Origin of the sequence: Hydrogenophaga sp. A37 (assembly GCF_002001205.1) — a bacterium.
In the GTDB taxonomy this organism is placed as follows: Bacteria; Pseudomonadota; Gammaproteobacteria; order Burkholderiales; family Burkholderiaceae_C; genus Hydrogenophaga.
Window position 1 is genome coordinate 34,709 of sequence record NZ_MUNZ01000067.1, and the last position, 11,126, is coordinate 45,834.

Annotated in this window: 10 protein-coding genes; 7 read left to right on the forward strand and 3 right to left on the reverse strand. The window is 63.9% G+C overall.

Annotated elements, in window-relative coordinates:
* Positions 1 to 3 precede the first annotated feature (3 nt).
* From B0E41_RS04520 to B0E41_RS04530, 3 genes are read left to right on the forward strand one after another with little or no spacing between them, the layout of a single operon-like run.
* Positions 4 to 873, forward strand: coding sequence for a class I SAM-dependent methyltransferase (locus tag B0E41_RS04520; protein WP_077329292.1), 870 nt, complete (start codon positions 4 to 6; stop codon positions 871 to 873).
* A 40-nt stretch (positions 874 to 913) separates the two neighbouring features.
* Positions 914 to 1,699: an enoyl-CoA hydratase gene (locus B0E41_RS04525; RefSeq protein WP_077329294.1), complete on the forward strand. Its 786-nt coding sequence runs from the start codon at positions 914 to 916 to the stop codon at positions 1,697 to 1,699.
* Positions 1,700 to 1,741: 42 nt separating this feature from the next.
* Complete coding sequence (locus B0E41_RS04530) at positions 1,742 to 3,058, forward strand: mechanosensitive ion channel domain-containing protein (protein ID WP_077329296.1); 1,317 nt, start codon at positions 1,742 to 1,744, stop codon at positions 3,056 to 3,058.
* An 8-nt stretch (positions 3,059 to 3,066) separates the two neighbouring features.
* Here the strand turns inward: B0E41_RS04530 and B0E41_RS04535 are convergent, their stop codons facing one another.
* From B0E41_RS04535 to B0E41_RS04545, 3 genes are all read right to left on the reverse strand, one after another.
* Positions 3,067 to 4,359 carry a TRAP transporter large permease gene (locus B0E41_RS04535; protein WP_077329298.1) on the reverse strand — a complete coding sequence of 431 codons (1,293 nt, stop codon included), beginning with the start codon at positions 4,357 to 4,359 and terminating at the stop codon, positions 3,067 to 3,069.
* Positions 4,356 to 4,856, reverse strand: coding sequence for a TRAP transporter small permease (locus tag B0E41_RS04540; RefSeq protein WP_077329300.1), 501 nt, complete (start codon positions 4,854 to 4,856; stop codon positions 4,356 to 4,358). Before B0E41_RS04540 ends, B0E41_RS04535 begins: the two co-directional genes overlap by 4 nt.
* Before the next feature lie 87 nt (positions 4,857 to 4,943).
* Complete coding sequence (locus B0E41_RS04545) at positions 4,944 to 5,960, reverse strand: TRAP transporter substrate-binding protein (RefSeq protein ID WP_077329302.1); 1,017 nt, start codon at positions 5,958 to 5,960, stop codon at positions 4,944 to 4,946.
* Between the two features lie 364 nt (positions 5,961 to 6,324).
* Between B0E41_RS04545 and B0E41_RS04550 the strand changes: the two genes are divergently transcribed.
* From B0E41_RS04550 to B0E41_RS04565, 4 genes are all read left to right on the forward strand, one after another.
* Complete coding sequence (locus B0E41_RS04550; protein ID WP_077329304.1) at positions 6,325 to 7,074, forward strand: electron transfer flavoprotein subunit beta/FixA family protein; 750 nt, start codon at positions 6,325 to 6,327, stop codon at positions 7,072 to 7,074.
* A gap of 34 nt (positions 7,075 to 7,108) precedes the next feature.
* On the forward strand, positions 7,109 to 8,041 hold the full coding sequence (locus tag B0E41_RS04555) for an electron transfer flavoprotein subunit alpha/FixB family protein (protein ID WP_077329306.1): 933 nt from the start codon (positions 7,109 to 7,111) through the stop codon (positions 8,039 to 8,041).
* A gap of 78 nt (positions 8,042 to 8,119) precedes the next feature.
* Positions 8,120 to 9,910, forward strand: a complete 1,791-nt coding sequence (locus tag B0E41_RS04560) for an acyl-CoA dehydrogenase (RefSeq protein ID WP_077329308.1) — start codon at positions 8,120 to 8,122, stop codon at positions 9,908 to 9,910.
* 91 nt (positions 9,911 to 10,001) lie between these two features.
* Complete coding sequence (locus B0E41_RS04565) at positions 10,002 to 10,979, forward strand: nitronate monooxygenase family protein (RefSeq protein ID WP_077329310.1); 978 nt, start codon at positions 10,002 to 10,004, stop codon at positions 10,977 to 10,979.
* Positions 10,980 to 11,126 lie beyond the last annotated feature (147 nt).

Sequence of the window (11,126 nt, forward strand, 5' to 3'; positions counted from 1 at the left end):
GTGATGCTGAAGCAAGTATTGAAACGCCTGCCGGGCTTGAGGGGCCTCGCCGCCGAACTGCACGACCTGCGCATTCGCCTGGAACAAAGCCATGCGCGCGAGCTGACGGGGCAGACGGAGATGGCACGGTTGCGCGATGCCTTGAAGGCAGCCGAAGAGCGCGCGCGCTCGTTGCAGCTCTGTGGCCAGAGCTCCGATCTGGACGATGCCTTTCTGACGGAAGCGGCCGAGCGGGCGCCTGAGTTCTGCGGACACAGCGTGGTGTGGCCCTGGATCAAGGAGCACATCAACCGCCCGGGGCTGGAGGTGCTGGAGATCGGTTCGCGCCTGGTCGTCAGCCGCGCGCTGTGGAAGGACTACCTTCCCGATGTGAACTACACCGGCTTCGATTTCATGGACGGTCCCAACGTCGATGTGGTGGGGGATGCCCACAAGCTGGCCTCTTATCTGTCGGGCCGGCAGTTCGACTTTGTCTTGTCGTGCGCGGTGTTCGAGCACCTGACCTGTCCCTGGCTGGTGGCCGAGGAGATCGCCAAGGTGTTGCGCGTCGGTGGCAAGGCCTACATCGAGACGCATTTTTCGTTTTCCGAGCACGAGACGCCCTGGCATTTCTTCCAGTTCAACAGCCGGGGACTGGAGCAGCTGTTCCATCCGCGCCTCGGGTTCAAGGTGCTCGACAGCGGGTTGTCCACGCCGATCATTGGCCGGTTCGCCCGTGGCAGCCAGGGCTACCTGCTGGACCAGCCGGTCAACAACCTTTATTGCCACGCGGAGATCGTGGTGGAGAAGGTGGCGGAACCCGAGCCCGGATTTTCCTGGCGCGATGTGGCCGAAGACCTGCTCGTGAGCAGTTCGTACCCCGCGCCCGCCTGACGATTCCACGCCGCGTTTCGGCAGAAAAGACCATGCCTCCATGAACACAGACGGTTCCAGCGACATCCTGATTCACACCCGCGATCAACGCGGCGTGCACACCCTCACACTGAACGCGCCGCGCAGCTTCAACGTGTTGTCCGAGGCCATGATGACGGCCTTTCAGCGTGCGCTGGACGAGGTCGCCGTCGATCCGGTTGCCCGGGTGTTGGTGGTGGGTGCGAATGGGCGCGCCTTCTGCGCCGGGCACGACCTCAAGGAGATGAAGGCGCGGCCCGAGCTCGCCTATTACCAGGCGCTGTTCGCGACCTGCTCGAAATTGATGATGGGCGTGCGCAAGATGGAGGTGCCGGTGATCGCGCGCGTGCACGGCCTCGCGACGGCGGCCGGGTGCCAGCTGGTGGCGCAGTGCGATCTGGCGGTGGCCGCGCAGGAGGCGACGTTCGGCGTCAATGGCATTGACGTGGGCTTGTTTTGTGCCACGCCCAGTGTGGCGCTGTCGCGCAACATGTGGCCCAAGCAGGCGATGGAAATGCTGCTCACCGGCGACTTCATCACGGCGGAGGAGGCCAAGGCACGTGGGCTGGTGAACCGGGTGGTCGCCGCTGATGCGCTGGACGCCGAAGTCGCTGCGCTCGTGGACCGCATTCTCTCCAAGCCGCGCGAAGCCATTGCCATGGGCAAGACCCTGTTCTACCGACAGCTGGAAACCGGCATCGAGTCGGCCTATCAGCTGGCAGGCCAGACCATGGCCTGCAACATGGTGCACGATGTGGCGCAAGAAGGTGTGCAAGCCTTCATGGACAAGCGCACACCGAATTGGTAACCCCCTGTTGATTGCCCGCGGCGCGTCGTCGCACGCATTGCCATGACATCCTCTGTTTCGCTCACAAACACCCCGCCCCCCATCGACGACCTCCAGGGCTGGCTGGCCGGCTTCACCGAACCCACGGTGGGTACCGAGCTGGCCGCGCTGGCCGCTTGCGTGCTGCTGGCCTGGGGGCTCGCTGCCGTGCTGCGCCGGGCCCTGGGCATGAAGGACGAAAAGAGCTCGGTGCTGTTTGGTCACCGCCTGGTCGATGGCGTGATGTTTCCGCTGTTGCTGCTCACGCTGGCATTCAGCGCGCGCAGCCTGCTGACTCAGCAGCTGTTGCCACTCGCGGTGTTCAGGGTGGCCATCCCGGTGCTGGTGTCGCTGGTGGTGATCCGTGTGGGGGTGAAGGTGTTGCAGGTGGCCTATCCTGCGGCCACTTGGATCAAACCCCTGGAGCGCACGATCTCCTGGTTTGCGTGGGGCGCCATGGTGCTGTGGGTCAGTGGCCTTCTGCCGGTGGTGCTCAATGAGCTGGACCAGATCAACTGGAAGATCGGTGGCTCGCAGCTCAGCCTGCGCACCTTGATCGAAGGCGCGTTGACGGCCGGTGCTGTGCTCATCCTCAGTCTGTGGGTGTCCGCGGCCATCGAGAGCCGCTTGCTGCGTTCGGCGGTGGGCGGCGACCTGTCGCTGCGCAAGGCGGTGAGCAACGCGCTGCGCGCCATGCTGATGTTCCTGGGGTTGATCATTGCACTGACCTCAGTGGGCATCGACCTGACGGCGCTGTCGGTGCTCGGTGGCGCGATCGGTGTGGGCATCGGCTTTGGCCTGCAGAAACTGGCGGCCAATTACGTGAGTGGTTTCGTGATCCTCGCTGAGCGCAGCATGCGCATTGGCGACAACGTGAAGGTGGACAACTTCGAGGGCCGCATCAGCGACATCAAGGCGCGCTACACCCTGATCCGCTCCACCACGGGGCGCGAGTCCATCGTGCCCAACGAAATCCTGATCACCAACCGGGTGGAAAACCTGTCGCTGGCCGACGCCAGGGTCTGGCAGTCCACCGTGGTCTTAGTGGCCTATGACAGCGACGTGGATCTGGTGCGCAGCCTGCTCACCGACGCCGCACTCGCTCAGCCTCGCGTGATGCGCGAACCGGCACCGAACGCGGCCCTGTCGGCCTTCGGCGCTGACGGTCTGGAGTTCACGCTGGGTTACTGGATCGCCGATCCGGAGAACGGTCAGCTCAACCTGCGCTCAGACATCAACATGGCGATCCTCAGATCGCTGCGGCAAAACGGAATCGAAATCCCGTACCCGCAGCGCATCGTGCACCTGAAGCGCGGCCCGGCGCCAGAAACCCGTACCTGATCAACCGATCACTTCATCAGTCCTGGCAGCCACAGAGAGATGGCTGGAAAGGCGATCAGGATGCCCAGTCGAACCACATCGGCCGTCACAAACGGCCACACACCACGGAAGATGGTGGAGAGCTTCACATCGGGCAACAGGCTGTTGATCACGAACAGGTTCATGCCCACGGGGGGCGAGATCATGCCGATCTCCACGATGGTCACGATCAGGATGCCGAACCACACCGGGTCAAAACCCAACGCCGTGATCACCGGGAAAAAGACCGGGATGGTCAGCAGCACCATCGACAGCTCTTCCATGGCCAGGCCGAGCACGATGTAGATCCCCATCATCATGATCACCACCATGATGGGGTTGGGGCTGAACTGCAGGATGAAGTCGCGCAAGTCGCCGGGCATCGACGTGAAGTTCACGAAGCTGCTGAAGATCATGGCAGCGATCAGGATCGTGAACAGCATGGCCGTGGTGCGCGCGCTTTCCACCAGGATGTCGATGAGCACCCGGGGGGTGAGCGCGCCTCGCGCCAGCGCAAACATGAAGGCGCCTGCCGCACCCACACCTGCACCCTCGGTGGCGGTGAACACGCCGCCATAGATGCCGCCGATCACAAGGGCAAACAGCACCACAACGCCCCAAACGCCGCGGATGGCTGCCCAGCGCTGCACCCAGCTGGCGCGCTCGGCCGGTGGCCCGGCCGCCGGGTCGCGCCAGGTGATGAACACCACGGCCATGCAAAGGCAGATGATGGCCACGATGCCGGGCAGAATGCCGGCCACGAACAGTTTGCCGATGTCCGTCTCGGTGATGATCCCGTAAATTACCATGATGGTGGACGGTGGAATCATGATGCCCAGGGTGCCGCCGGCGCCGATGGCACCGGCCGCCAACGAGTCCTTGTAGCCATGCGCCCGCATTTCCGGGAACGCCACCCGGGTCATGGTGGCCGCGGTGGCGATGGACGATCCGCAGATGGCACCGAAGCCGCCCGAGGCGATCACGCTGGCCATGGCCAGGCCGCCGCGCTTGTTGCCCACAAAGGCGTTGGCCGCCGAGAACAGTTCCTTGGCCATGCCGGCGCGAGCCACAAAGTTGCCCATCAGCACGAAGAGCGGAATGACCGAGAGCACGTACTGAAAGCCGGTCTCGAAGATGACTTGGCTGGTGCTGGCAAACGCCGCTGGCCAACCGCGCAGCAAACCCAAACCTGCAACGCCCACCAATGACATCGACACGGCCAGTGGCACCCTCAACAGTGCGAGCAGGAAAACGGCAGCAAAGCCCAAAGCGGCTTCGGTCATGTCGCGGCTCCTGCCATGCTGTCGTCCTGCTCGGGTGGCGGTACGAAAACGAACACCAGGTGCACCAGTGCGGTCAAGACGAGCAGCGCTGCCATGAGCCAGGCCACGGGCGCGATGGAGAACTGGAGGTAGACCGTGGTGTCGCCGTACTCGGCAAAGCGCTCCGCGCGCTGCGACATGAGCCAGGCCAGGCCACCAAAAGTGAGCGCATTGACCGCTTCGATGGCGCGGTTCTGGATGCGCTTGAGCCAGCGGGGAATCAGGTGATCAAGCGAATCGAACACCACGTGCTCACCACCCAATGAAACCAGTGGCAGTGCACCGAAGATCACGATCACCATGAGGATTTCGGTGAGTTCGAGGCCGCCGGGCAGCGAATGGTCAAAGAACTTCCGGCCCGTCACGTCGATGAGCGTGAGCCACATGATGGTGAACAGCGCCACCGCCGCCATGAATCCGGTGGACCAGCGCAACAGCTTTTCTAGGTTCTTGAGCATGGAAAGTAGGTACAGAAAAACGAAACCGGCGAGGCAGTATGAACCACTGCCTCGCCGGCGATCAGATGGCGCGTTGGGCCGCCGGGCTTACTTCGCTTTGGCGATCTCGGCGCGGAACTCGGCCAGCACACCCTTGGGGTTCTTCAGGCCCTTGGCCTCGGCTGCGGCGGCCCACTGGTCTTCCAGCTGTGACTGTTTGGCTTTCACTTCGTTGATGAAGGCCTCCGGCGCGGTCACGCGCTGCACGCCCTGGGCCTTCTGCGCGCCGTCGCGGGAGGCATCGTCCACCTTGTCCCAGCCGGCGCCGAAGCGGCTGGCCACGTACTCGCCGGAGAGCTTGTCCACCACCGCCTTGTCCTGGGCCGAGAGGGCGTCGTATTTGGCCGGGTTCATCATGAAAACGAAGCTGGTGTTGTACAGGCCACCAGGGAAGGTGGTGGCGTGCTTGATCATGCTGAGCTTGAACGAAGCGATGGACTCGTCGGGAAAGAGGGTGCCATCCATCACGCCGGTGGACAACATTTCAAACGACTCCGAGGCGGGTTTGAGCGTGGTGTTCCAACCCATGAGCTTGGTCAGGTCGTTGATGTTGCCGCCACCGATGCGCCACTTGAGCGAGGCCGCGTCGGCCGAGGACAGCACCGGTTTTTTGGTGTTGAAGATCACGCCCGGGCCGTGCGTGAAGACGCCCAGCACCTTCACCCCACGGTGTTCGCCCAGCGGTGCAAAGTGTTTGGTGTAGACGCGTTGGTACGCGATCGAAGTGGCTCGCGAATCGTCGCCCAGGAAGGGAAATTCGGCCACCTTGGTGTTCACGAAGCGGCCGGGCGTGTAGCCGTCCACTGTGAATGAAATGTCGGCCAGACCGTCGCGCACCGCGTCAAAGGTTCCTGGTGGCGCCGAAACGGCCTTGGGCAGGATGTTGCATTTCATGCGGCCCGCGCTTTCCTTCTCCAGCGCATCGCACCACTCCTTTTGAGCCATGCTCAGCGTGTGGGTCGGGGGCACCCAGCTGGAGGCGGAGAACACGGTCTGGGCCGATGCTGGTGAACCCATGAGCAGGGTGGCCGTAAGGGCTGCCGAAGCGGCGAGGCGGAATGTCATGCAGAGTCTCCGGGAGGGATGAATATGGTTACAAAATATAAGCACAACGCTTGGTTTCACTATAGGTGAATACCTGTGGTTCCACCCTACAGACTTACCCGAATTAGCCGACCGACCGGTTTGGAAATAGGGAAATCCCTTGCTTTGTCGTTCCGACGGCAGACGGCGGGAGAGGGATATCGGATGATCCCAAGGCTTGCATCTATAATTAGAAAAAGCACGGTCGTTCGATTTTTCAAGGTCTTCGATGGACCCGAAGGAATCGTTGTCCGGCGGAGGCCCGGCATACAATCCAAATTGACGTGCACGTCAATTGGTGCACCCGTTTTTCATTCGTCCCCCCCATCATCAGGAGCAACTGAATATGAAGGTCATCGTCCCCGTCAAACGCGTGGTGGACTACAACGTCAAGGTGCGCGTCAAGGCCGACCAGTCCGGCATGGACCTGGCCAACGTCAAGATGAGCATGAACCCGTTTGACGAGATCGCGGTCGAAGAAGCCGTGCGCTTGAAAGAAAAGGGTGTCGTCACCGAAGTGATCGCCGTGTCCTGCGGCGTCACGCAGTGCCAGGAAACCCTGCGCACCGCCATGGCCATCGGCGCCGACCGCGCCATCCTGGTCGAGACCACCGAAGAGCTGCAACCCCTGGCCGTGGCCAAGTTGCTCAAGGCCCTGATGGACAAGGAACAGCCCGGCCTGGTGATCCTGGGCAAACAGGCGATCGACGACGACTGCAACCAGACCGGTCAGATGCTCGCCGCGCTGGCGGGTCTGCCGCAAGGCACCTTCGCCAACAAGGTCGAGGTGGTGGACGGCAAAGTGAACGTGACCCGCGAAGTCGACGGCGGCCTGGAAACCCTGAGCCTCAGCCTGCCGGCCATCGTCACCACCGACCTGCGCCTGAACGAGCCGCGTTACGTGACGCTGCCCAACATCATGAAGGCCAAGAAGAAGCAGATGGACATCGTCAAGCCCGAAGACCTCGGTGTGGACGTGAGCCCGCGCCTGAAGACGCTCAAGGTCAGCGAGCCGCCCAAGCGCGGTGCGGGCATCAAGGTGGCCGATGTGGCTGCCCTGGTGGACAAGTTGAAGAACGAGGCGAAAGTCATCTGAGCCCCAAGCCCACCAGAACACAGGAACACAGAACATGACCGCACTCGTCATTGCCGAACACGACAACGCCACCGTCAAGGGCGCCACGCTCAACACCGTCACCGCCGCCGCCCAGTGCGGTGGTGAGGTGCACGTGCTCATCGCCGGCCACAACGCCGGACCGGCCGCCGCCGCAGCTGCCCAGATCGCTGGCGTGTCCAAAGTCATCCACGCCGACGCCGAGTATCTGGCGCACGGCCTGGCCGAGAACATGGCCGCGCAGGTGCTGGCCATCGCATCGAACTACAGCCACATCCTGTTCCCGGCCACGGCCAGCGGCAAGAACATCGCCCCGCGCGTGGCCGCCCAGCTCGACGTGGGCCAGATCAGCGACATCACCAAGGTGATCGCCGCCGACACCTTCGAGCGCCCCATCTACGCCGGCAACGCGATTGCCACCGTGCAGAGCATGGACGCCACCAAGGTGATCACCGTGCGCACCACGGGCTTTGATCCGGCCGCCGCCACCGGCGGCAGTGCCGCCGTGGAAACCCAGGCCGTGCAGGCCGACAGCGGCAAGAGCACGTTCCTCGGCAGCGAGATCGCCAAGAGCGACCGCCCCGAACTCACCGCCGCCAAGATCATCGTCAGCGGTGGCCGGGCGCTGGGCAGCGCCGAGAAGTTCAACGAAGTCATGACCCCGCTGGCCGACAAGCTGGGCGCGGCACTCGGCGCGAGCCGCGCCGCGGTGGACGCGGGCTACGCACCGAACGACTGGCAGGTGGGCCAGACCGGCAAGATCGTGGCGCCACAGCTGTACGTGGCCTGCGGCATCTCGGGGGCCATCCAGCACCTGGCCGGCATGAAAGACAGCAAGGTGATCGTGGCGATCAACAAGGACCCCGAGGCCCCGATCTTCTCGGTGGCCGACTACGGGCTGGAGGCCGATCTGTTCACCGCCGTGCCGGAACTGACAAAGGCGCTGTAAGCACCGCACCCTCGACAAGGGCATCGTTCGCGATGCCCTTGTTGTATCTGAATCCCGTGAGTCCCCTGGAGACAAAACATGAGCTACATCGCACCCCTCAAAGACATGCTGTTCAACATGGAGCACCTGGCGCGCATCGACCAGGTGTCCGCGCTGCCCGGTTTTGAAGACGCTGGCCTCGACACCGCGCAGGCCGTGCTGGAGGAGTGTGCCAAGCTCAACGAAGGTGTGATCGCGCCGCTGAACTGGGAAGGGGACAAGAACCCGTCGTTCTTCAAGGACGGTACGGTCACCACCACGCCCGGTTTCAAAGAGGCCTTCAAACAGTACGCCGAAGGCGGCTGGCAGGGCCTGCAGCACCCGGTGGACTTCGGCGGTCAGGGTCTGCCCAAGACCATCGGTGCGGCCTGCGGCGAAATCCTGAACAGCGCCAACATGAGCTTTGCGCTCTGCCCGCTGCTGACCGACGGCGCCATCGAGGCGCTGATCACCGCAGGCAGCGACGAGCTGAAAGCCGTCTACCTGGAAAAACTGGTGAGCGGCGAATGGACCGGCACCATGAACCTGACCGAGCCGCAGGCCGGCAGCGATCTGGCCGCCGTGCGCAGCCGAGCCGAGCCCCAGCCCGATGGCAGCTACAAGGTGTTCGGCACCAAGATCTTCATCACCTATGGTGAGCACGACATGGCCGACAACATCGTCCACCTGGTGCTGGCCCGCGTGACCGGCGCGCCCGAAGGCGTGAAGGGCATCAGCCTCTTCGTGGTGCCGAAATTCATGGTGAACCAGGACGGCTCGCTCGGTGCGCGCAACGACGTGCACTGCGTGAGCATCGAACACAAGATGGGCATCAAGGCCTCGCCCACTGCTGTGCTGCAGTACGGCGACCACGGCGGCGCCAACGGCTATCTGGTGGGCCAGGAAAACCGTGGCCTCGAATACATGTTCATCATGATGAACGCCGCGCGCTACGCCGTGGGCGTGCAGGGCATCGCGATCGCCGAGCGCGCCTACCAGAAGGCCGTGGGCTTCGCGAAAGACCGCGTGCAGAGCCGCCCGGTCGATGGCTCGCTGAGCGCTGCAGCGCCCATCATCCACCACCCCGATGTGAAGCGCATGCTCATGACCATGCGCGCCAGCACCGAGGGCTGCCGCGCCATGGCCGCCGTGGCCGCCGCCGCTTACGACGCGGCGCACCACCACCTGGATGCCGACACCCGCAAGGACAACGCGGCCTTCTACGAATACCTGGTGCCGCTGGTCAAGGGCTACAGCACCGAGATGAGCCTGGAAGTGACCTCGCTGGGCGTGCAGGTGCATGGCGGCATGGGCTTCATCGAAGAAACCGGCGCCGCGCAGTACTACCGCGACGCCAAGATCCTGACCATCTACGAAGGCACGACCGCGATCCAGGCCAACGACCTCGTGGGCCGCAAGACCTCGCGCGACGGTGGCACCAACGCCAAGGCCATCGCGGCGCAAATTGAAAAGACCGAAGCCGAGCTGCTTGCACGCGGCAGCGCGAACGCGCTGGCCGTGGCCAAGCGCCTCACGGCCGCGCGCCAGGCTTTTGTGGAGGTGGTCGAGTTCATTGCCGCCAACACCCGCAGCAATCCCAACGCGGCCTTCGCCGGCAGCGTGCCCTACCTCATGCTCGCGGGCAATGTGGTGGCGGGCTGGCAACTGGCGCGTGCGCTGCTGGTGGCCGAAGACCAACTGGCCGCGGGCACCGACGCGGCCTTCATGCAGGCCAAGATCACCACCGCGCGCTTCTATGCGGACCACATCCTGAGCCGTGCCGCGGGTGTGCGCGACAGCATCTGCGAAGGTGCCGACGCGGTCACGGCCATGGCGGTCGACGCGTTCTGAACACCCTGCGCCCTGTTGCTGCGGCGACAGGGAACGCCGAACGGCTGACCCAGAATCCGGTCAGCTTTCTGAATCCCTCAACGGAGACAACATGACCCGCGAACGCTACCTGCCCCCGGTGCTGAAGAACATCCAATTCCCGGTGATCGGCTCGCCGCTGTTCATCATCAGCAACCCCCAGCTCGTCATTGCCCAGTGCAAGGCCGGCGTGGTGGGCGCCATGCCCGCGCTCAACGCGCGCCCGGCCGCGCAGCTGGAAGACTGGCTGGCCGAGATCACCGAGGCGCTGGCCGCGCACGACGCTGCGAATCCGGACAACAAGGCCGCGCCCTTCGCCATCAACCAGATCGTGCACAAGAGCAACGACCGGCTGGAGCACGACATGGGCTTGTGCGCCAAGTACAAGGTGCCGATCATCATCACCAGCCTGGGCGCGCGCGAAGACGTGAACCAGGCCGTGCACAGCTGGGGCGGCGTGGTGCTGCACGACGTGATCAACAACGTGTTCGCCCACAAGGCGATTGAGAAGGGCGCCGACGGCCTGATTCCCGTGGCGGCCGGTGCCGGCGGCCACGCCAGCGTGAAGAGCCCGTTTGCGATGGTGCAGGAAATTCGCGAGTGGTTCGACGGCCCGGTGGCGCTCTCGGGCTCCATCGCCTCCGGCGGCGCCATCCTGGCCGCGCAGGCCATGGGCGCCGACTTCGCCTACATCGGCTCGGCCTTCATCGCGACCGAAGAGGCACGCGCGGTGGACGGCTACAAGCAGATGATCACCGAGAGCAACTCGGACGACATCGTCTACAGCAACTTCTACACCGGTATCCACGGCAATTACTTGAAGGGCAGCATCAAGAACGCCGGCATGGACCCGGACCACCTGCCCGAGAGCGACCCGAGCAAGATGAACTTTTCCACCGGCGAAGGCGCCAACGCGGCCAAGGCCTGGAAAGACATCTGGGGTTGCGGCCAGGGCATCGGCGCGATCCGCGAGGTGATGCCGGCGGCCGACATGGTGGCGCGCTTCAAGCGCGAATACGCCGAGGCCAAGGCCCGCATCTGCGCCGGCTGAGCTTTCGACGCGAAAAAAAGCCGGCCTTGATGGCCGGTTTTTTTTATGGATCGCTGAAAGAGCCCGTCAGTGCCGGTCTTCCATGGCACCGGAGCGCGAACCGCGACGCATGAAGCAGCTCAGCCCAGGGCACCGTCGGGCCGGCTT

What these genes read in the sequence shown, in the direction of transcription:
- B0E41_RS04520 (WP_077329292.1), top strand. Translation starts at nt 4, where the DNA reads ATGCTGAAGCAAGTATTGAAACGCCTGCCGGGCTTGAGGGGCCTCGCC.
- B0E41_RS04525 (WP_077329294.1), top strand. Translation starts at nt 914, where the DNA reads ATGAACACAGACGGTTCCAGCGACATCCTGATTCACACCCGCGATCAA.
- B0E41_RS04530 (WP_077329296.1), top strand. Translation starts at nt 1,742, where the DNA reads ATGACATCCTCTGTTTCGCTCACAAACACCCCGCCCCCCATCGACGAC.
- B0E41_RS04535 (WP_077329298.1), bottom strand. Translation starts at nt 4,359, where the DNA reads ATGACCGAAGCCGCTTTGGGCTTTGCTGCCGTTTTCCTGCTCGCACTG.
- B0E41_RS04540 (WP_077329300.1), bottom strand. Translation starts at nt 4,856, where the DNA reads ATGCTCAAGAACCTAGAAAAGCTGTTGCGCTGGTCCACCGGATTCATG.
- B0E41_RS04545 (WP_077329302.1), bottom strand. Translation starts at nt 5,960, where the DNA reads ATGACATTCCGCCTCGCCGCTTCGGCAGCCCTTACGGCCACCCTGCTC.
- B0E41_RS04550 (WP_077329304.1), top strand. Translation starts at nt 6,325, where the DNA reads ATGAAGGTCATCGTCCCCGTCAAACGCGTGGTGGACTACAACGTCAAG.
- B0E41_RS04555 (WP_077329306.1), top strand. Translation starts at nt 7,109, where the DNA reads ATGACCGCACTCGTCATTGCCGAACACGACAACGCCACCGTCAAGGGC.
- B0E41_RS04560 (WP_077329308.1), top strand. Translation starts at nt 8,120, where the DNA reads ATGAGCTACATCGCACCCCTCAAAGACATGCTGTTCAACATGGAGCAC.
- B0E41_RS04565 (WP_077329310.1), top strand. Translation starts at nt 10,002, where the DNA reads ATGACCCGCGAACGCTACCTGCCCCCGGTGCTGAAGAACATCCAATTC.